General features: G+C 69.8%; 16 protein-coding genes. 9 read left to right on the top strand and 7 right to left on the bottom strand.

Annotated elements, in window-relative coordinates; translation table 11 throughout:
* Nucleotide 1 precedes the first annotated feature (1 nt).
* The 6 genes from test1122_RS12300 to test1122_RS12275 all read left to right on the top strand — a co-directional run bounded on the left by test1122_RS12300 (nucleotide 2) and on the right by test1122_RS12275 (nucleotide 8,962).
* Nucleotides 2-1,759 (top strand): IucA/IucC family protein, encoded by a 1,758-nt coding sequence (locus test1122_RS12300; RefSeq protein WP_232269213.1) that lies wholly within the window; start codon nucleotides 2-4, stop codon nucleotides 1,757-1,759.
* A complete protein-coding gene (locus test1122_RS12295) occupies nucleotides 1,756-3,159 on the top strand; it encodes a lysine N(6)-hydroxylase/L-ornithine N(5)-oxygenase family protein (RefSeq protein ID WP_232269212.1) in 1,404 nt (467 codons plus the stop codon). The genes test1122_RS12300 and test1122_RS12295 overlap by 4 nt, the downstream gene beginning before the upstream one ends.
* On the top strand, nucleotides 3,156-4,418 hold the full coding sequence (locus test1122_RS12290) for an MFS transporter (protein ID WP_232269211.1): 1,263 nt from the start codon (nucleotides 3,156-3,158) through the stop codon (nucleotides 4,416-4,418). Before test1122_RS12295 ends, test1122_RS12290 begins: the two co-directional genes overlap by 4 nt.
* The gene (locus tag test1122_RS12285; protein ID WP_232269210.1) at nucleotides 4,415-6,220 is read left to right on the top strand and encodes an IucA/IucC family protein; all 1,806 of its coding nucleotides are present in this window, start codon (nucleotides 4,415-4,417) and stop codon (nucleotides 6,218-6,220) included. Before test1122_RS12290 ends, test1122_RS12285 begins: the two co-directional genes overlap by 4 nt.
* Nucleotides 6,217-7,584, top strand: a complete 1,368-nt coding sequence (locus test1122_RS12280) for a glutamine synthetase family protein (RefSeq protein WP_232269209.1) — start codon at nucleotides 6,217-6,219, stop codon at nucleotides 7,582-7,584. The genes test1122_RS12285 and test1122_RS12280 overlap by 4 nt, the downstream gene beginning before the upstream one ends.
* Nucleotides 7,585-7,912: 328 nt before the next feature.
* Entirely contained in the window at nucleotides 7,913-8,962 is a 1,050-nt protein-coding gene (locus tag test1122_RS12275) for a hypothetical protein (RefSeq protein ID WP_232269208.1), read from the top strand.
* A gap of 118 nt (nucleotides 8,963-9,080) precedes the next feature.
* On the opposite strand, the gene test1122_RS12270 is transcribed toward test1122_RS12275, so the two are convergent.
* Nucleotides 9,081-9,323 carry a hypothetical protein gene (locus test1122_RS12270; protein ID WP_232269207.1) on the bottom strand — a complete coding sequence of 81 codons (243 nt, stop codon included), beginning with the start codon at nucleotides 9,321-9,323 and terminating at the stop codon, nucleotides 9,081-9,083.
* Nucleotides 9,324-9,432: 109 nt separating this feature from the next.
* On the opposite strand from test1122_RS12270, the gene test1122_RS12265 reads away from it, so the two are divergent.
* Nucleotides 9,433-10,533 carry a M20 family metallopeptidase gene (locus test1122_RS12265; RefSeq protein WP_232269206.1) on the top strand — a complete coding sequence of 367 codons (1,101 nt, stop codon included), beginning with the start codon at nucleotides 9,433-9,435 and terminating at the stop codon, nucleotides 10,531-10,533.
* Between the two features lie 251 nt (nucleotides 10,534-10,784).
* On the opposite strand, the gene test1122_RS12260 is transcribed toward test1122_RS12265, so the two are convergent.
* On the bottom strand, nucleotides 10,785-11,681 hold the full coding sequence (locus tag test1122_RS12260; protein WP_232271881.1) for an alpha/beta hydrolase family protein: 897 nt from the start codon (nucleotides 11,679-11,681) through the stop codon (nucleotides 10,785-10,787).
* 290 nt (nucleotides 11,682-11,971) lie between these two features.
* Between test1122_RS12260 and test1122_RS12255 the strand changes: the two genes are divergently transcribed.
* A complete protein-coding gene (locus test1122_RS12255; RefSeq protein WP_232269205.1) occupies nucleotides 11,972-14,698 on the top strand; it encodes a helix-turn-helix transcriptional regulator in 2,727 nt (908 codons plus the stop codon).
* 165 nt (nucleotides 14,699-14,863) lie between these two features.
* On the opposite strand, the gene test1122_RS12250 is transcribed toward test1122_RS12255, so the two are convergent.
* From test1122_RS12250 to test1122_RS12235, 4 genes are all read right to left on the bottom strand, one after another.
* Nucleotides 14,864-15,451, bottom strand: a complete 588-nt coding sequence (locus test1122_RS12250; protein ID WP_232269204.1) for an HhH-GPD-type base excision DNA repair protein — start codon at nucleotides 15,449-15,451, stop codon at nucleotides 14,864-14,866.
* Between the two features lie 113 nt (nucleotides 15,452-15,564).
* Nucleotides 15,565-16,854, bottom strand: coding sequence for an SPFH domain-containing protein (locus test1122_RS12245; protein ID WP_232269203.1), 1,290 nt, complete (start codon nucleotides 16,852-16,854; stop codon nucleotides 15,565-15,567).
* Nucleotides 16,851-18,515 carry an SPFH domain-containing protein gene (locus tag test1122_RS12240; RefSeq protein ID WP_422396972.1) on the bottom strand — a complete coding sequence of 555 codons (1,665 nt, stop codon included), beginning with the start codon at nucleotides 18,513-18,515 and terminating at the stop codon, nucleotides 16,851-16,853. Before test1122_RS12240 ends, test1122_RS12245 begins: the two co-directional genes overlap by 4 nt.
* Nucleotides 18,516-18,660: 145 nt before the next feature.
* Nucleotides 18,661-20,037, bottom strand: a complete 1,377-nt coding sequence (locus test1122_RS12235) for an MBL fold metallo-hydrolase (RefSeq protein ID WP_232269202.1) — start codon at nucleotides 20,035-20,037, stop codon at nucleotides 18,661-18,663.
* Nucleotides 20,038-20,404: 367 nt separating this feature from the next.
* Here test1122_RS12235 and test1122_RS12230 point away from each other — a divergent pair, with 367 nt between their 5' ends.
* Entirely contained in the window at nucleotides 20,405-20,605 is a 201-nt protein-coding gene (locus tag test1122_RS12230; RefSeq protein ID WP_232269201.1) for a DUF5999 family protein, read from the top strand.
* A gap of 67 nt (nucleotides 20,606-20,672) precedes the next feature.
* On the opposite strand, the gene test1122_RS12225 is transcribed toward test1122_RS12230, so the two are convergent.
* Nucleotides 20,673-20,855 (bottom strand): hypothetical protein, encoded by a 183-nt coding sequence (locus tag test1122_RS12225; protein WP_232269200.1) that lies wholly within the window; start codon nucleotides 20,853-20,855, stop codon nucleotides 20,673-20,675.
* Nucleotides 20,856-20,899: the final 44 nt, after the last annotated feature.

Genomic DNA, 20,899 nt, shown 5'->3' with positions numbered 1-20,899 from the left:
GATGACCGACCCCCTGGACCACTCAGACCCACAGCGCGCCGCCGATTCGGCCGCGACCGAAACCCTGCTGCGCGCGTACGTCAGAGAGACCGGCACCGAGGTGCCCGCCACCGGGCAGCGTCTGACGCTCGACCTGCCCGCCAGCGGCATCCGGCTGGACGTGCCGGTGCGGTACCGCTCCCGCACCGGCTGGCACCGCTTCGGCGAGGCGACCGTCCTCCCGGCGGACCCCGCCGCCGATCCGCTGCCCGCCGACGCGGCGCTCGTCGCCGCCGCCGCGATACGCCAGACCACCATCGGACGCGGGGTGCCACCCCACCTCGGTACGGACGCCGCCGCCCGGGTGCTGAACTCGGCCCGCCGCACCGCCGCCCATCTCACCGCCCGCCGCGCCGAGGGCCCCGACGGCACCGGTCCGACGCCCTTCCTCGACGCCGAACAGGCCCTGCTGCTGGGCCACCCCTTCCACCCCGCGCCCAAGAGCCGGGAAGAGGCCTCCGACCACGAACTGGACGCCTACTCACCGGAGCTGCGCGGCTCCTTCCCGCTGTACTGGTTCGCGGCGCACCCCGACATCGTGGTGGGGGAGAGCAGCGACGGCCGCAGCGTGGCCGAGCTGCTGCGTCCCCTGGCCACCGGGGTCGATCTGCCTGAGGGCACCCTGCCCATTCCCGTCCACCCCTGGCAGGCCCGCGAGGTACCGCACCGCCCCGAGGTCCGGCGGCTCCTTGATGAGGGGCAGCTGCGCCCGCTCGGTCCGGCCGGTCCCGCCTGGTATCCGACCTCCTCGGTACGGACCGTGCACCGCCCCGACGCCGAGGTGATGCTGAAGCTCTCGCTGGGCATGCGGATCACCAACTCACGCCGTAACAACCTGCGTAGCGAGATGCGCCTGGGGGTCAGGGCCGCCCGGCTGCTGGCCGCGGGGCCCGCCGACTGGCTGCGGGCCGAGCACCCGCACTTCTCCATCCTGCGGGACTTCGGCTGGCTCTCGGTGGGCACCGATGGACCGGAAACCGGCCTGGAGGCCGCGATCCGGGACAACCCCTTCCGTGGCGGCACCCGCGAAGGGCTGTGCGTAGCCGGTCTGCTGGCCGAGCGCACCGGGCCCGGCGATGGCACCGGGCCCGGGCACCGTGCCCTGCTCGCCCAGGCCGTCGAGCGCACCGCCCGCGCCCATGCCGTGTCCACCGCCGAGGCCTCCGCCCGCTGGCTCACCCGCTACCTTGAGGTGCTCGCCGTCCCGCTGATCCGCCTGCGGGCCCGCTACGGCATCGCGCTGGAACCGCACCACCAGAACACCCTGGTCGCCCTGGACGCGGACGGCCTGCCCACGGCGGGCTGGTACCGCGACAGCCAGGGCTACTACGTCGCCGCCTCCCAGGCGGGCGAGGTCGAGCAGCTGCTGCCCGGCGCCACCGATGGTGTGGAGCTGGTCTTCGATGACGCGTTCGTCGATGAACGCGTCGTCTACTACCTCGGCATCAACAATCTTCTCGGGCTGGTCGGCGCGTTCGGCGCGCTCGGCCTCGCGGACGAGCACGACCTGCTGCGGGTGCTGCGCAACGCACTTGAGCGGCTCCGCGTCCGCGAGCCCGGCGCCAAGGGCCTGCTCGACCTGCTGCTCGACGCCCCCGTACTGCGCTGCAAGGGCAACTACCTCACCTGCGTGGACGGCCTCGATGAGCTCGTCGGCGATGTGCAGAGCCAGTCCATCTATATCGACCTTCCCAATCCCCTCGTGGAGGCCCAGCGATGACCGTGCTGACGGAGTCGACCCAGTCGAACAACAGCTCCCCCTACGACGTCGTCGGTGTCGGCATCGGACCGTTCAATCTGTCGCTGGCCGCGCTCGCCGACGGCGTGCCGGAGCTGTCCGCGCTCTTCCTGGACGCCAAGCCCGCCTTCTCCTGGCATCCGGGGCTGCTGATGGAAGGAACGGTTCTCCAGGTGCCGTTCCTTGCCGACCTCGTCACCATGGCCGACCCCACCAGCCCCTGGTCATATCTGAACTATCTCCGCTCCCACGACCGGATGTTCCCGTTCTTCTTCTCCGAGCGCTTCCACATCCCGCGCCGGGAGTACGACCACTACTGCCGCTGGGTCGCCGAGCGGCTGCCCTCCTGCCGCTTTGACGCCCGGGTCACCGCGGTGGAGTGGGACGAGGCCGCCGACGCCTTCGCCGTCACCCACCGCTCCGCCGACGGGACCGCCAGCCGGGTCCTGGCCCGCCAAGTCGTCCTGGGCGTCGGCACCGAACCCGTCATACCCGAACCCCTGCGCGCACTGCTCACCGCCGACCACACCGGCCGGGTGCTGCACAGCGCCGACTACCGCACCCATCGCGCCCGGCTCGCCGACGCCGACGATGTCACCGTCATCGGCGCCGGTCAGTCCGGTGCCGAGGTCGCCCTCGATCTCATCCGGCAGCAGGACGGGGACGGCCAGGGCGGCCCCTTTGTCCGCTGGCTGGCCCGTACCCCCGCGTTCGCCCCCATGGAGTACTCCAAGATCGGCCTGGAGCACTTCACGCCCGACTACATCCGCTACTTCCGCGCCCTGCCCGAGGACCGCCGCGAACAGCTTGTACGCGAGCAGTGGCAGCTCTACAAGGGGGTCAGCGAGGAGACGCTGGGCGACATCCATGATGAGCTCTACGAGCGGACCATCGGCGGCGGACAGCCACGCGCCGGACTGCATCCGGGGGTTGAGGTCCTGGCGGCCGGGGCCGACGGCGAGGGTTACGTACTGACCTGCCGCCACAGCCAGCAGCAGACCGAGTTCACCTTCCGCACCTCCGCCATCGTCTCGGCCACCGGCTACGCCGCGTCCCGCCCGGCCTTCCTCAACACCCTCGCCGACCTCGTCGACTGGGACCACAAGGGCCGCTATCAGGTCGACGGCGACTACCGGGTCGCCCTCGATCCGCGCGTCCGCGGCACGCTCTACGTACAGAACGCCGAGACGCACACCCATGGCGTCGGCGCCCCCGACCTCACCCTCGGCGCCTGGCGAGCCGCCACCATCCTCAACGCCGCCGCCGGACACACCGTTCTCCCGGTACCCGAACGGGCCGCCTGGACCACCTTCGGCGCGCCACAGAGCCCGGCCACGCCCGGCGTACCGCCGCTGCCGGCCACCGCGGGGACCGTACGGTGACCGTCGTCGACCAGGCACCCGGGTCCGGGACCCGGCAGGCCCTCAACCGGCACAGCCCCCGGCCCGGATGGCACGCCAGAGCCGTCCTGATCTCGGTCATCGGCCTCTACATCATCGCGGAGACCGCGCTCGCACCCTTTCTCCCGCAGCTGTTCCAGCGGCTCTACGGCATCAGCGACCCCGGTGCGACCGGCCTGTATCTGTGGATCTGCCGCATCGTCGGCCTCGCCGCGCTACCGCTGTGGGGCCTTGCCGCCCGGCGCTGGACGCTGCACCGGCTGATCCTCACCGGGCTGTGCGCGGCCGCCGTACTTGACCTGCTGCTGGGCTTCGCGCCCAACTACGCGTCGTTCACCGCGCTGTCCGCCGCCTCGGTCGCGACCAACGCCGCACTGCTTCTCGCCTATCCGGCCTTTATCGCCGAGCACAGCCGTAAGGCGGTATCGGGACAGCGAGCAACCAGCAGCGCACACGCCAGGCTGGCCGGGATCTGCTCCTTTGTGGTGGTCTTCCATGTGGCTTCGGTGGCCGCGACCGTGACCGGCGCCGGAGTCCTCGCGCTGCCGGAGCCACGGGTGGGCATCTCCGCGTTCGCCCTCCTGGACGTGGTGCTCGCCGTGCTGATCTACCGGGTCCTCGGCCAGCTGCCGCCACCAGCACCGGAAGAGCCCACCTCACGGACCACCCCCGTCGCCCGTCTCAGCGTGCCCTGGCTGCTGCTGCTCGCTCAGGCCGCCCTGATCGGGGTGGCGTTCGACTTCGCGGTCAGCGTGGCCCGGCCCTTCTTCACCGAGCTTTCCCTCAGCCTGGACAGCGGGCCCACCGGGGCCGCCGTACTGTTCTTCCTGCCCAGCGTCGCCGCGCTGGCCGTGCTGCCCGCCGCCCGCCGCTGCCATGATCTGCTGGGCGACCGGCTGCTGCCGGTGGCCCTCACCCTGGGCGCGGTCGGGCTCGCCTCGCAGTATCTGGCCGCCGGGCTGCCCACGCTGGCGGGCGGCCGACTGCTGTTCGGGCTGGGGCTGGGCCTCGGCCAAGTCGCCGTTGAGCTGCGGATGTTCCGGGCGACCGGTACGGCCGGTCCGGCCTTCACCGCCGTGGAAACCGTCCGGTCCGCCGGACTGCTGGCCGCCCCGCTGGTCGCCGCGGCGGCGGTCTCCCAGGACCTCGCGCTTCCGCTGGCCATCGCCGCCGCCGTACTGATCCCCGCCAGCCTGATATCCCTCTCCGCCCCCGCTAGAGCCGAGGAGAACCACCGATGAACCGCCCCAACCGCGCCACCTGGGCAGAAGCAGGCCGACGGCTGCTGGTCAAGGCCATCGAGGAGTTCGCCTACGAAGAGCTGCTGACCCCCGTCCCCGAGCCGCACACCGACGACGCCTACCGGCTCGACTTCTCCGACACCGTCCACTGGACCTTCCGGGCCACGCGCGGCACCTTCGGCACCTGGCGGCTCATCGACGGCACCCTCCGCCGTCACCCCGCACCCACCGAGGGGGCGCCGGGCCCCGAACGGTTCCTCCTGGACGCCCGTACCGTCCTCGGCTGGGATGGCCCCACCACCGCCGAGGCCCTGCGTGAGCTCAGCGCCACCCAGCGGGTGGACGCCGAAGCCCTCGCCCGCGCGCTGCCCGCGGCCGACCTCGCCGATCTGGACCATCTCGACCTGGAAGCCCACCAGGACGGCCACCCCTGCATGCTCCTCAACAAGGGACGGCTGGGCTTCTCCGCCGCCGATTCGGCCGCCTACGCCCCGGAGACCGCCACCGCCGTACATCTCATCTGGGCCGCCGTCCACACCAGCCTCGCCCGCTACTCCGGCGTCCCCGGACTCGACGCCGATACGCTGCTGGCGGAGGAACTGGACACGGACACCCGTAAACAGTTCACCGCCGCCCTGGAAGAGGCCTGCGCCGAAGGCGAAGGCGGCCACACGCCCGCCGACTTCACCTGGCTGCCCGTCCACCCCTTCCACTGGGACGAGGCCGTGGAAACCCTCTTCGCCGCCTACCTCGCCGACGGCCGCATCGTCCGCCTCGGCGAAGGACCGGACCGCTACCGTCCCCTCCAGTCCATCCGCACCCTCGCCAACATCGACCACCCCCACCGCCGTAACGTCAAAGTCCCCCTCCTCATCCGCAACACCCTTGTCTGGCGCGGCCTGTCCACCGAACCCACCCACGCGGCCCCCGATGTCAGCGCCTGGCTGCACACCCTGCGCGACGCCGACCCCTACCTCCGCGATGAACTGCGCTTCCACCCGCTGGGTGAGGTCGCCGCTGTGGCCGTCAGCCATCCCCTCTACGAAGCCGTCGATGACGCCCCGTACCGCTACCACGAGCTGCTGGGCGCGGTCTGGCGCGAACCCGTGGCGGCCCAGCTGCACGACGGCGAGCAGGCCCGCACCATGGCCGCGCTGCTCAAGGTGGGCTCCGACGGCCGGGCCCTGGTCACCGAGCTCATCGAGCGCTCCGGCCGCACCCCGCACGACTGGCTCGGCCGCTTCCTCGGCACCCTGCTCCCCGGCCTGCTGCACCACCTCTACCGCTACGGCGTCGCCTTCTGCCCGCACGGCGAGAACACCGTCATCCTCTACGACGCCGACGACACCCCGGTCGGTATCGCGGTCAAGGACTTCGCGGAGGACGTCAACCTCCTCCCCGGCGACCACCCCGAATACGCCGGCCTGTCCGAGCGCGCCAACAAGATCCTGCTCCGCTGGCCCGCCCATGAACTGGCGCACTCCCTCCTCAGCGCCGTCTTCGCGGGCCACTTCCGCTTCTTCGCCCCGCTGCTGGACGAGCATCTGTCCATCCCCGAAGCCGAGTTCTGGGCGATGGTCCGCACCGAAATCGAGCGCTACCACACCCGCTTCCCCGAACTGGCCGACCGCTTCCCGGCCTTTGGCCTGCTCGCCCCCGAGTTCGACCGGGTGGCGCTCAACCGCGAACAGCTCCTCGGCGGCGGCTTCCACGACCGCGCCGAGCGCGACGAGGGATTCGACGTAGTCCACGGCCGCATCAGAAACCCCCTCGCCACCGCCACCCCCCAGGAGCAGCAGTGACCACCGAGACCACCGAGACCTATGAACACCTCCGCGCCGAGGCCGCCGCAGGACGCGTCGAGGAGGTGATCGTCGCCGTCCCCGACCTCCAGGGCCGTCTCCAGGGCAGCCGCCTGTCCGTATCCCACTTCCTGGACGAAGCCGCCCACAGCGGCTTCGGTGCCTGCGTCTATCTCCTCGCCACCGACGTCGAGATGGACACCGGCCCGGGCTACGCCATCGACGCCTGGAACACCGGCTTCGGCGACTTCACCCTGCACCCCGACCCGGCCAGCCTGCGCACCCTCCCCTGGGACCCGGGCACCGCCCTTGTCCTCGCCGACGCCACCTGGCCCAGCGGCGCACCGGTCGATATCGCCCCCCGGCACATCCTCCGCACCCAGCTCGACCGCCTGGCCCAGCGCGGACTCACCGCCTACGCCGGTACCGAACTGGAATTCCTGACCTTCCGCGACTCCTACCGCCAGGCATGGGAAAGCTGCTACCACGGCCTGGAGCCCGCCACCCGCTACAACGTCGACTACGCGCTCCAGGGCCTGGGCGACCTCGAACCCCTGGTCCGCCGCATCCGCCGGGAGATGACCCGGGCCGGACTCACCATGGAGACCGCCCGCGCCGAAGTGCACCCCGGCCAGTACGAGATCGTCTTCCGCTACGACGAGGCGATGACGACCTGCGACAACCATGTCCTCTTCAAAAACGGCGTCAAGGAGATCGCCGCGCAGGAGGGCCACGCCGTCACCTTTATGCCCAAGTTCGACGAAGGCGAGGGCAACTCCTGCCATATCCACCTCTCACTGCGCGGCACCGACGGCTCAGCCGCCCTCGCCGACCCCGCATCGCACGACGGCATGTCCGACCTGATGCGCCACTTTGTCGCCGGACAGCTTGCCTGCCTCGCCGACTTCACCCTGCTGATGGCGCCTAACATCAACTCCTATAAGCGTCTTCAGCCCGGCGCCTTCGCCCCCACCGGCATCGGCTGGGGCCGGGACAACCGCACCTGCCCCGTCCGCGTCATCGGCTCCGGGCACTCCCTGCGCATCGAACACCGCGTACCCGGCGGTGACGCCAACCCCTATCTCGCGGTAGCCGCAGCCATAGCGGCAGGCATGCACGGCATCGAGAACCGTCTCCCCCTCCCCGCCCCGCACGCCTCCAACGCCCTGGCCGACCCCGCCGTCCCCCGTCTCCCCAGCACCCTCACCGAGGCCCTGCACCGCTGGGAGACCAGCGAGATTGCCGCCAAGGTCTTCGGCGACACGGTGGTCAGCCACTACGCCCAGGCCGCCCGTACGGAACTGGCCGCTTTCGAGCGGACGGTGACGGACTGGGAACGCGTACGCGGCTTCGAACGCCTCTAGCTCCAGCCGTCTGCGGCTTATGTTCAAGAGGCCTGTTTGAGACATCGTCAGGGAAGCGACTGACCACGGGCGGGGCATATTAGGGCGGCCAGCGCGGGGGACACAAGAGAGGAAATATGTCGGCCAGGAGGCCCCGGACGTCATAGCGGCCTGCGAGTGAAAAAGCCCCTCCCGGCGCGACCGGACGGTCGTATGGGGCTTGGCCGGGAGAGTTGAGCACCGCAGTCGATACTGGCCGGAATGAGAAGTATGCCATGGCGCATGTGTGATGCATTGAGTAACTTCCGTTGGGTCCTCACAGCTACTGTCCACAGTGCAGGAGGCATTCATGCGGTTTCTCAAACGGAAGTCCGGGCTCACTATAGGCGCGGCCGCCGTGATCTCACTCCTCATGCCGATGGCTACGGCCAGCGCGGAATCCAGTGATTCCTGGAACGATTACTCGGAAGGATCGGCTCCGAGAGAGTTAAAGCCGGCTGACTCCGCCGACGCCACCGACGCCAAGCCCTCGTCCCGGCTTGTGCCGCCGGCCATACCACCGGCCACGGTGGACGGGGCGCGCTTCGGCACCGCGAAGACACCTCAGGCGGTCTCCGGCAATGCTGTCCGCCTGGCACCGGGAGAGGTTCCCCAGCCGCGGGCCTACCGGACGGACTCCGCACGCACAGCCGCCGACGACGACTGGTCGACCGTGGTGTGCACCTACACGCCCACGACGGTCGATGCCTCACCCGCGCCGCCTGCGCAGGGGAACCAGTACCCGCTGGCGCGTGCTTCGGCCGCGAACCTCTACGGCTTCGCGCAGTCCTTTGACTCGCAAGGCGGATTCGGCCAGACAGAGCACACCTCAAAGGCCACGATCAACTACGACCTGGCGATCAACATCGGGGCCAACTGGCCGCAGCCGTCCCAGATCACCGGATTCGTCAACCCCTCCTTCGACGGTGCCGCCCGCGTCAAGTCGAATCACTCGCCCTTCACCTTCGCCCAGTCCAAGGCCACCGGTGGCGAGAAGATTCAGCTGGGCATCGCCCGGGACAACGATGCTCGCTGGCAAACGCCCTGGGACCTCAGCCTCACCAGGAATGACGGCACTACCGTCATGGAGCGCTGGAACTGGCCCGGTTACAACGATGGCCGGGCGCTTTACGCCAACATCGACTCCACACCCGGGCACCAGTACCACTTCACGGTACGCACGGAGACCACCTCGACGTCCAGCCCCATCTTCGGGGCCGGTGCGTCCGCCCAGACCGACTTCGGATCGGCTGGTCTCGACGCTCCTTCGCTCGGTGAAGGCTATTTCTTCCGGGCGAACGACCAGTCCCAGTTCGTGATCCAGTACAAGCTGCCGAAGGGGTGGGGCACCAGCTGCTGACGGCTCACCGGGAGCCATAGAGGGTCAGGGACGGCTGAAGAGCCGTCCCTGACCGGCCGTTTTCACCAGGGCCGTATTCATCAGGGCCGTTTTCATCAGGCCGTTTCCGTCAGGCGGATTACCGGGAACGCTCCGAACGCCGTACGAAGGAACGCATGCGCAGGGACAATACCCCGCTCACCACGCCGAAGGCCGTCACCAGCCCAAGGGTGCGTATGGCGCCGCCAATATCGGATGCGGACTGGAGATACATACCGACGACAGCGAACAGCCCGATGATGGCAAAACCCAAGGCGACAAGGCTCGCTACAGCCAGCGCAATTGCGGTCAGTGAGATCACTGCCATCGGTGGATACTTCATGTCCCCTCCTGTCGGTCGCCCTCCTCTCCGCAGTCTAGAAGAACGCGCGGAGACCAACCGAATCAGTGGCGCCCCCTTTCCGCCACGGCCTGCCAGCTACCCTTGCGACATGACGATGCACAAGGCCGTCCATCCGAGTGTCGACGCGATGATTGAGGACCTCAGGACGCTCGTCGAAATCGAGTCTCCATCGCGCGATCTTGACGCCTTGATGGCATCGGCCAAAGCTGTCGCCGCTGTCATCGAGAGCCGCCTTGGTGGGCAGGCCACCCTCGTTGAGAGCGAAGCGGGGCCGCACGTCCACTGGTCAGCTGGTGGCGATCCCAAAGTGCTGATCCTCGGTCATCACGACACGGTGTTTCCGCTCGGCACCCTTGAACGCCGCCCGTTCATGGTCAAAGACGGGCATGCGACCGGCCCCGGGGTCTTTGACATGCTTGGCGGTTTGGTACAGGCCGTCCATGGTCTGGCGACGCTCGATGACCGGTCAGGCGTCGAGATCCTGGTGGCCGCCGACGAAGAGGCCGGCTCCCGTTCCTCTCGAGCTCTTATCGAAGAACGAGCCCTTGCTTGCGGCGCAGTACTTGTGTGTGAGGGCGCCGCTGATGGCGGAGCCCTGAAAACCGGCCGTAAAGGCTGCGGCGCGTTCGAAGTCTCCATCGCGGGCCGGGCGTCGCACGCAGGTCTTGAGCCCGCAGCCGGGGTCAACGCTCTGATCGAAGCATCACACCAGGTACTGGACATCGCAGCGCTCGGTCGACCCGACACCGGCACGACGGTTACCCCGACCGTCGCGTCCGCAGGAACCCTGGTCAACGTCGTTCCCGCAGAGGCGACCGTCATCGTCGACGTCCGGGTCGAGTCGGCCGACGAGAAAGAACGCATCGAGTCTGCGTTCGCAGCGCTGACTCCGCATCTCGATGAGGCGGAGATCGCGGTTCAGGGAGCTGTCAGCCGGCCCCCGATGCCTGAGTCGGCGTCGGCCCAGCTCTTTGCGGTGGCCAAGCAGCTGCTTCCTGGCCTCGAAGGCAAGGCAGTGGGCGGCGGAAGCGACGGCAACTTCACGGCCGCACTGGGGGTGCCGACGCTCGATGGCCTTGGAGCGGTCGGGGGCGGTGCCCACGCCGACCACGAGTACCTGGTGATCGAAGCCATGGCCGAGCGGGCGAACCTTGTTGCTGGACTGGTGAACGCGATTCAGAACGCATAGGGGACCGAGAGCTGCGGGCCCGGCCACCTCGTGGTGCGGGTGGAGGCGCACCACCGTTACAAGACCGGCCCGTTCGTGCATTGCCCCACGTCGGCGCATGGCCCCAGCAGGGCCGACACCGTTGGCCAATCGCACATGAGACGAGACCCCGGCCTGAATCCTCGTCAGGGGATCAGGCCGGGGCTCTTTGCGTGTTGTGGGGAGGACCGCCACCGCGGCCCCCGTCTTGCGCCGCGGGGTAGGCGGCGTGCTCAGAACGGGCAGGTGCTGCGGTATTCCTCGATCCGCGCGTCGGGGGAGGGGCCGGGGCACAGGGTCGACCGGTAGCCGGTGTCGTTGTCGAGGAAGAACTTGAGCCAGGCGGTGGTGTACTTCGCGATGGTGGGGTTGCTTCTGTTCGGGGCGAAGTGATCAGCGTTGTTGAGCTCCAGGTACGCCTTGTCCAAACTGGCGGGGAGGTTCCGGTAGAACGGCTCGGAGTGCGTGGCGACCGGAGCGATGGAGTCGTTCTCGGCACCGATGACGAGCGTGGGGGTGCGCACTTCGCGCCAGGTCTTGTCGAGGTTCCACCCGGTCAGGGGGATGGCGGCCTTCAGCGAAGGCCGGGTCTTGGCAGCCTCCAGGGTGCCCCCGCCGCCCATCGAATGCCCCATGACGCCCAGCCTGCTCGCGTCCACCCGGTCACGCACGGAACTGTTGCCGGTCAGATAGTCGAGTGCGGCGAGCAGTTGGGTGCCGCGGGAGGCGGGCTGATCGAAGATGCTGTTGGTGTCGATGGTAAAGACCACGAAGCCCTCGGCTGCGAGAGCCGGTCCGTACCAGGCCATGGAGGACTGGGTCCCGGTGTAGCCGGGCGACACGGCGATCGCGCCGTAGGGGCCGCCGGTGGTCGGGTAGTAGATGGTGCCGCCGCCGAACCTGCCGCCGGTCGCCCAGCGGGGGACGGTAACGGTGGCGACGTCGTAGGCGGCCGTGACGGCTGGTCTGGCGCCCGGTTCCCCGGTCGCCTGGGTCTGAGCCTGGGCCTGGGGCACATGGACCAGACCGACGGCGCTCGCGGTGATGCCCGCGATCAGCCATGTGGTCAGCCGGTGGCGGCGGTGCGGGAACGCTGAGGACGCTGCGGACGTGGGGGTTCCGGTACGCATGGTCACGGCTCTCACCTCTCTGGGGGAAGGGTTCCGCCAAGCCCCGCCTGAGGGTGGGGGTCGCGCTGGGGGCTTGGTCTGAGCTCTTGCGGGCCAGTGTGGGGAGCCGTCTGCGAGGTGTCACCGGCGAAGTCACCAGTCTTTAAAAGGGCGTTGGTTCCTCAACGGGTCGCCTGCGGCCTATGACGCGGTGTTCACGGTCCTCACGTTGTTCACGGTGTTCACGTTGTTCACGTTGTTCACGCAACTGGTAACCAGCGGTAAACTCCTGCCGTGTGATGAGGGCTGGTGTGAGCGAAGTGCTCGGCCGGGAGAGAGAGTTGGGGGAGATCCGGGCACTGGTCGCCGCCGCGTACGAGGGACGCAGCGGCGCACTCGTGCTCGTGGGCGAGCCAGGCGTGGGCAAGACGGCCGTTCTTACGAGAAGCGTCGCCACCGCCGACTGCCGTGCGATTTCGACGCAGGGCGGTCTCGCCGCGGGAGACCTGCCCTTCGCGGGGCTGCACCGGCTGCTGATCCCGTTCACCGACGCGCTGACCGCCATTCCCCGCCCCCAGGCCGATGCCCTCGAGGTAGCCCTCGGTATCCGCGCCGGTCCTCCGCCGGACCGGTTCTTGATCTCGCTCGCCGTGCTGAGCGTGTTCTCGGAGCTCGCCGAAGAGCGGCCGCTACTGGTCGTCGTCGACGACGCCCACTGGCTGGACCGCCCGTCCGCCGACGCGTTGTCGTTCGCGGCATCGCGGTTCGACGCCGAAGGCGTCGTGCTGCTGGCGGCATCCCGGCCGCAGCCCTCCCCGGCCCTTCCCGGGCTGCCCGAGCTGGAGCTGCGCGGCCTCGACCGCGAGGCGTGCCGACAACTCATCACCGCCGAGTGCCGCCACTTCGTCGCCCGGGTAGTGGAGGCGCGCATCGTCGCGGAGACGGCGGGGAATCCACTCGCGCTTACCGAGATTCTGGCCGCGCTGTCGGAAGAGCAGCTGGCCGGACGGTCGGCACTGCCCTGTCTGCTGCCCATCGGACCCAAGCTGGAGCGGGCGTACGAGGAGCGGGTCGCGGCACTGGCTCCCGCGGTACAGGAACTGCTCCTGCTGGCCGCGATCCAGCCAACGGGCGACCTGGGCTCGCTGGAACAGGCCGCGCGCGGCGGCGGCCTCGGTCTCGGCGGCTTGGACGCGGCGGCGGCCGCCGGGCTCATCGAGGTGACCCACACGGCCGTGCGTTTCCGGCACCCCTTGATTCGGTCGGCCGTATACCGCGGCGCACCGCCCTCGTGCCGCCGCAGGGCGCATCTGCTGCTGGCCCGCACAGGCGCGGCCGAGCACCGCGTGTGGCATCTGGCCGCCGCCGCCTACGCCCCCGATGAACGCCTGGCCACCGATCTGGAGCGAACGGCGGCCCGGGCACAGGTGCGCAGCGGGTACGCCGCCGCGGCCCGGGCGCTGGAACGTGCCGCCGAGCTGAGCGAGCACGACGCGGACCGCGCCCGCCGAAACGTGGCAGCCGCCTGGAACAGCTGGCTGGCCGGACTGCCCGGACAGGCACTCGCCCTCATGGACCGTGCCTGGCCGATGGCCGAACAGCAGGGCATGTCGCGGGTACTGGGTGCGATCGACTTCCAGCGAGGCTCCATCTGGCTGCGCAGCGGAGTCACCCTCCATGCCTATGTCGCCCTGATGTCCGCGGTAGACCGGCTGACCGGTGAGGACCCGACCCTCGCTCTCACCGCACTGATGCGGGCCGCGGAGTCGGCCACGTACGCGGGAGACCGGGCGCGCTTCGCTGTGGCCTGTCGGCGTCTCGCCGGTCTGCGGGGCGTCGAGGGCGCCTACGCCGACCTCATCCGCAGCTATCTGCACGGCGTCGAGCGGGCCGCCGCGGGCTCCATGAAGGAAGCGCTCGCCTCCCTGCGGGCTGTCCTCAACCTCGCAACCGGCGCCGACGACCCGCCCACCCTGATCTGGGCGGCAACGGTCGCGCTGATGGCCGGCGACGACACCTGTGCGCACGCCCTGGCCGCCCGCGCCCTGGGCCACGCCCGCGCCAAGGGAGCGGTCGCGACCGCTCCCCAGGCGCTGGAACTGGTGGTGTACAGCGAGCTGTGGACCGGCCGCTTCCCGCTGGCCGGAGCCAACGCGGCCGAGGGTCTGCGCCTCGCCACGGAGACCGGTCAGGTGAACTCCGCCTGCCACCTGCGGGCCCTGCTTGCCCTCCATGCGGCGCTGGCCGGCAACGTGGCCACCAGCAGGGACGAGGCGGCCAAGGCCCTGGAGCAGGCCCGCGCACACCACCTCGGGCTCAGCGCCGCCGTCGCCTCCTGGGCGCTGGCCGTGGGAGATCTCGTGGAAGGCCGTTTCGCCAAGGCCGCGGTACGCCTGCGGACCATGGCGCGCGCCGGACCGGGGCACAGCCACGGCTGGTTCACCGTCCTGTCCATCCCGCACTACGTGGAGGCGGCCGTGTTGAGCGGCGAACGCGTTCGCGCTGAGCGGGCGTTGACCGTCTTCGCGGACTGGACCGACAGCGTCGAGTGCGCCTGGGCCGAGGCCCTGATTCATCGGTGCCGGGCGTTGATGGCAACCGGAGACGACGTCGACACCCACTTCCACACGGCCATGGACCTGCACCGGCGCAGCCAGCGCGATGTGGAGAGAGCCCGGACCGCGCTGCTCTACGGCTCCCATCTGCGCCGGCACCGCCGCCGCGCGGAGGCCCGCCCGTTCCTGAGAGAGGCGTGGGAGGTCTTCCAGCGGCTCGGGATGGAGTACTGGAGCGAGCGCGCCAGACACGAGCTGCGCACCGCGGGTGAGACCGTTGCCGACAGCGACACCCCTACCCTGGGAGTGCTCACCCCTCAACAACTGCAGATCGCCCGCCATGTGGCCCGTGGCGAGACGAACCGCGAGGTAGCGGCCCAACTCTTCGTCAGCCCTCGGACCGTGGACTACCACCTGCGCAACATCTTCACCAAGCTGGGCATCACCTCCCGGGCCGCCCTCATCAAACGATTCCAGGACTGAGGGCGCCAAGTCACCTGCCCGGCTCCCCTGTTAGGACAGGCTGGCCGCCGTCGCGGCGGTCGAACGGCTCGCGGACGGCTGATCGCTCAGCCCAGAAGCGCGTCGCTGCCCTCGGGCTCCTGCCGGCGCTGTCCATTGATGCGGTGCCGCACTCCCGATCTCCGCCTACGTCGCGGCCGACTTCTTGGCGGCCCGCTTGGCCTCCTGTTTGTAGGCGCGGACCTTGTCCAGGGACTCGGGGCCGGTGATATCGGCGACCGAACGGTGGCAGCCCTCCTCGCCGTAAGGGCCCGCTGCCTCGCGCCAGCCCTCCGGGGTGACGCCTAGCTGCTTGCCCAGCAGGGCCAGGAAGATCTGGGACTTCTGCTTGCCGAAGCCGGGGAGGGCGTTCAGCCGGTTCAGCAGTTCCTTGCCGGTGGCGGCGTCGCGCCAGATCGCGCTCGCGTCACCGTCGTAATGATCGACCAGGTACTGGCACAGGGTCTGCACCCGTCCGGCCATGGAACCGGGGTAGCGGTGTACGGCGGGCTTGGCGGAGAGCAGCGCCGCGAACTCCTCGGGGTCACGGGCGGCGATCTCGTGCGCGTCCAGATCGTTGCTGCCCATGCGCTGGGCGATGGTGTAGGGGCCGGAGAACGCCCACTCCATCGGCACCTGTTGATCAAGAAGCATGCCCACCAGGGCGGCCAGTGGGCTGCGGCCGAGCAGCTCGTCGGCCTCCGGGCGCTGTGCGAGGCGAAGGGTGATGTTCATCCACTGATGATCCCCCGAGCGCGGTCGCGCCGCATACGCACCGGGCCGGGTCCGGCGTGCCGCAGCACACCGGACCCAGCACACCGGACCCGGCCCGGCCCGTCGTCGGCTCGCTACTGCTCGCCGTCCGCGGGCGGCAGAGCGGACAGCCTCGGCAGCAGCTGCGCGGTGAGCAGCGTGGACAGCGCGCCGCCGTCGGGGCTGCCGCCCGCGCCATCGGTGTGGACCACCACCGGCCGCGGTGCCTTCTGGGCCAGGACCGCGCCCACCTCCAGCCGTCGGCGGGCCAGCTCGTACTGGAGCACGGCGCGGTTGTCGCGGTAGGCCTGTGCCAGCCGGCGCTGGGCCCTGGCCTCGTTCTCGGCGGCGATAAGCCCGCTGCGGCCACGGGTCTCGATCTCGAACCGGACCCGCTGCGCGTTGGTCTCCTGCTCCTCCAGCAGCTGGGCCACCTCCTCACGGGCCTTGTTCAGCGCGGCCTTCACCTCGACGATGCGTGCGTCGCGCACCTTCTTCGCCCGCTCGATGTCCATCTGCAGGCTGTCGATGCGGCGCTTGCGCATCAGGCCCCACTCCTGGTCGTACGCGGTGCGTTCCTTGGCCACCCGCTCGCGGGTGGCCAGGTGCTGCTGGTACTGGGCGGGCAGTTGTACATCCGGGATGTTGCAGCCGGTGATACGCACCCCGTAGTGGGACAGCTGGCGGGTGAGCAGCTCCTGCATATCGGCCACATCCGAGCCCCGCAGGTCATACGCCCGCTCGGTCGGCACCTGGCGGCCCCGCTGCCGGATGGCGTCCTGCACGGCGCTGGACAGCACCAGATCGAAGTTGCCCGCGCCGATGGTCCGTACGAACAGCACCGCGTCGGTGATGCGGAACTTCAGGAAGAACTCAATCGAGCGCAGCGGAACGTTCTCCCGGGTCGGGCAGGCCACCACCGGGGCCGAGTACGGAATCTCGGTGGCGGTGTCCACGACGAAGTCCACCCGCGACCACGGGTGCCACAGATAGTGGCGGCCCGGCTCCAGGGTCCGGGAGATGGCCCCGTAGTGGGTGAGGACGCCGTTGGTGCCCTGCTCGATCTCCACGATCGAGGAGCGCCACCACCACAGCCCACCGATCAGCAGCATGCAGGCCCCGAAGACGTAGCTGAGCACGGCCAGGGCGTCATAGGCGACCTCGGCGGCGCTGTCCGCCCCGCGTACGGTCAGCATCACGCCGGTCAGCACCGCGAACAGCCCCAGCCACAGCGGCAGCAGCCACCACAGCCGGCGCCGGTGGCGGGGGATGATGACCGGCACCAGGGTGCCCGCTTCGCCGCCGCGCAGCAGCTGCGGGATCTCGCTCCAGGGCGCCACCTCTTCCGAGATGACCGACCTCCGGTTGATGCGTGCGGCGCTCACTCTCCGGCCTCCTCGGATGCGTCCCCGTCCCCGGCCCTGGCGGCCGGGACGGTCGGGCGTTCGGCCTCCAGCAGGGCGTTGATCTCCGTCTCACGCCCGGCGATACGGGCGGAGACTTCCGGCAGCCTGCCCCGTACGGCCGCCATATCGTCGGCGGAGAACAGCTCCGCGCCCCGCTCGCCGACCAGTTCGCGGGCGAGTGCCAGGAAGTCGACCCCGGCGCCGCCCTCGGGGCCGCCGGAGCCGCCGATCCGTACCAGCCGGGGCAGGTGGTCCGCCACCTCCTCCAGGGTGTCCAGGACCTGCTGCTGATAGCGGTACTCAAGGATCTCCGGGGCCTCCGCGGCGGTCACCGCACGGAGGTCCAGGGCCTGCGCCTCCAGCAGCGCCGCGTTGGCCTTCGCCTCCGACTCGGCCTGTACGTACCGCTGCCGGGCCAGCGCCTCGGCCCGGTTGGTCTCCCGCTCCACGGCGGTGTCCATCTGCGCCTGGTAGTGGGCGATGTCCGCCTCGATCGCGGACAGCTCCTCCTGCTGGGCGGCCAGCTCCTTGGTCAGGTCACCCTCGTCCTGCTCCTTGCGCAGCTGGAGCGCGTACTCATGCGTATACGCCTCCTTGGCGACCCGCACCATCTCCGGCGCCGCCAGGTCCATGCGGTAGCGGCGATCGGAGGGCTCGGCGTGGGTGACGTTGGCGTTGGTCAGCTCCACCGCGGGACGGAACTGCTGGTTCAGCTGCTCCAGCAGGCGGCCGGTGTCCTCACCCACCATGTCGTAGATGCCCGCTGCCTCCTGCTCGTAGATCAGGCTGCGGATCGTCTCGCTCACGGCGTTGCTCAGCTTCTCCTCAAAGCCGCGCACCGCGCCGAGCGTATAGACGAACTCCACCGGGTCACTGATCCGGAACTGGATGAACAGATCGATCGAGGCCTTCACCCCGCCCCGGGTCGGCGCCTCGCGCACCGGCGCGTTGAACGGGTATTCGCGGGTGGTGTTGAGGATGTACGACACCCGCTTCCACGGGTTCAGCAGGATCACCCGGCCCGGGCCGACGACCTGCTCCAGCTTGCCGAAACGGGTGATCAGCGCCTGGCAGCCGTCCGGCACCATCACCATGCCCTGCCGCCACCACACAAAGCCCACCGCCAGCAGTGCCAGCACCCAGTAGTGGACCCCGAACAGCGGGTTGGTCAGCACGCTGCCGCCGGTGACGGACGCGGTGGCCGCCGCTACGGCGGTGCCGATGGCGCCCACGATGAGCAGCAGCAGCACGGGCAGCATGCTCAGGAACGAGCGGCCGCGCGGAATCACCATCGGACAGATGGCGTGCACCTGCTGTCCGTCCACCCGGCTCTGCCCGCTGCGGTTGAGCGTTTCCCCGGCCTCATCCAGCGGGACCGTCTGCTGCGCCATGACGGTGTCGATGCTGCCGCCCTGCTCCCGGGCGGCCGGGAAGTCGGCAGGGTCCATACCGTTGTCCTGGCCGCTGTCCTGGGGATCGCTCTCCTCATGCGCCCCGGCGGACTCGGCGGGCTGTCCCTGGCCGCCGCCACCCCGTCCGCGGCCGCTGCGGCTGCGCAGCTCTTCCTCGGCCAGCGCACGCGGATCGGCCCCTTCGGCCACCGCCCGCGCGACTCTCCGTAGATTCTGGGCCCGTGCCAAAACTCCCCCTTGTTCACGCCGGTTGTTCACGCCGGTTCTCGGTCGTCATCCGTCGTCGTAGCTGTGCAGAGTGCGGGGCTATCCCACACCATGCGGCGGCCAAGAGATAAGGCGGGGGCGGCTATTGTGTCCGCACGGAGACACGTCAGCGTGCGGCGGCGTCCGGCACGACCGTCAAGCCGGTGTCCGCGGCGGCGGCAAAGCTGTCGTCAACAGTGACCACTTCCCGGCCGGCCGCGTCCAGCAGGGAGGCGGCGATGGTCGCCCGCATCCCACTCGCGCAGTGCACCCACACCACCCCGTCCGGCACCTCTCGCAGGCGGCCGCGCAGCTCATGGATGGGGATGTGCACCGAGCCGTGGACGTACCCTCGCGCGCGCTCGGAGTTCCGGCGTACATCCAGCACCACCACGGCCTTGCCCTGATCGCGGGCGGCGGCCAGGTCCGCGAACGTACCCAGGGGGTACGACCTCAGTGACTGTCCGTCGGTCACCCAGGAGTCAGGGGCACCGGTGGCGGCAGCGGCGGGCCGGTCGATGCCGACCCTGGTCAGTTCCCGGTGCGCCCGGAAGAGCTCGCCAGATGTCCCGGCGAGCAGCGTGACCGGCTTGCCCCATGGGATCAGCCAGGCCAGATAGGTGGCGAGCCTGCCGTCGCCCTCGAAGTTGAACGACCCGGCGACATGGCCGCTCGCGAACGCCACCCGGTTGCGCAGGTCCACCACCCACTCTCCGGCCGCGAGCCGCGCGGCAATCTCCTCGCTGTCCGCCCGCCGTGGTGGTGTCAGGTCCACCGGGGCCGGCCCCGCCGCGTTGGCCGGTCCGATGTGCGCGTAGTACGCGGGCACATCCTCCAGCCCGGCCAGCAGCTTGGCGACGAACCGGTCCACGTCCATCACCAGCGCGTCATTGCTGGTCCGTTCCCTCCCGATCGTGGTGGCGTCCCCCTCCGTCCGGCCGGAGACGCAGAAACTGCCGAAGCCATGGGTGGGCAGCACCGAGACGTCGTCGTCCAGCTCGACGGCCAGCCGGTGGGCGGACGCGTGCTGTGCGCGAGCCAGTTGCTCCGTCAGCCGCGGCTCCACCAGGTCCGGGCGGCCCACCGCGCCGATCAGCAGCGATCCCCCGGTGAACACCGCTACGGGCCGCTTCTCCTCCTGCAGCGCGTACGAGATGTGGTGCGGGGTGTGACCGGGGGTGGCGATGGCCCGCAGCGTCAGGCCCTCATCCACGGCCACGGTGTCTCCGTCGGCGACCGTGCCGTGCGGGAACTCCACCCGGGCACCCTCCGGCACCAGATACAACGCGCCCGTCACCCGGGCCAGCTCCAGGCCACCGGACACATAGTCGTTGTGCAGATGCGTCTCCACTACGAGGGTGATCCGCACCCCTCGCCGGGCTGCTGCCGTGATGACCTGCTCGATGTCCCGTGGCGGATCCACCGCGACCGCACCGGCGCGGCCACCCGCGAGATAGCTGTGGTTGCCCAGCCCCGCCAGCTCCAGGGTGTCGACGAAGAACACGGCCCGCTCACCTCCGCCGGAGAAGTACCGCCGCCGGGTACCCCCGCCGGCACGGCCTACGCGCGGTCAGAGGCAGCTCTGTCTGATCTCGGCGACGGGCCCGGGCCGGGGCGCACGGTGGTGCACGGTCGTGCACGCAGAGTGGACCGCCAGTTGACCTGCAGTGCCCAGTTCATCGGCCGGTTACTCAAAGAATCAGAGTGATTGGCGTCACAAACGGTTGCCTCCAGGCGAGTCAGGTGGATGGAATACTTTCCGAGCCGTTTCTCACTGGGCTCAGCAATTCATCCTCGGGGAATCTTGATCTATCGGAAAACCCGGTCGGCCTGACGCCGGACCGACCCCCACTCGGAACGAAGGTGGCACTATGTGCCAGCACCGGATTCACTGCCCCGAAGCATGTGCGCATGACCGAGAGGCCGCCCACGTTGTCTCCTTCCACCCGGAGCAGGGCTGGAGCCTGCTGTGCAACGGCGTGGTGGTTTTCGAGGACAACGGTGAGCTGCTGCCCGACGGGACGGTCCTCCCGCCCCGTCGCCCGACCGACGGGTTCGCGTCGGCCAAGTGAGGCAGAGGCATCCAGGACTGAGGGCCCGGACCGTTGACGGTCCGGGCCCTCAGCCGTGTACGGGCCTTCAGTCGCCCTTGACCATGGTCTGCCCACAGCAGCAGGTCGGGGCCTGCTGGCCCTGACAGCTCGTGGGTGCCCCCTTGGTCACGGTCACCTCGCACCCGCACTCCTGCAGCGGGCAGCGGTAAATCTCACCTTCACGCAGCGGCATGGCGCTCACCTCCGGTTCGTTGTTTTCGTCCGTCACGCTAGAACCCGGCCCCAGGGGTAAGGTCAACACTGGACAGCGGG

This window comes from Streptomyces gobiensis, from assembly GCF_021216675.1.
Classification (GTDB): domain Bacteria; phylum Actinomycetota; class Actinomycetes; order Streptomycetales; family Streptomycetaceae; genus Streptomyces; species Streptomyces gobiensis.
The sequence above is the reverse complement of the archived record's forward strand: the minus strand, read 5'-3'. Positions and strand labels throughout refer to the sequence as shown.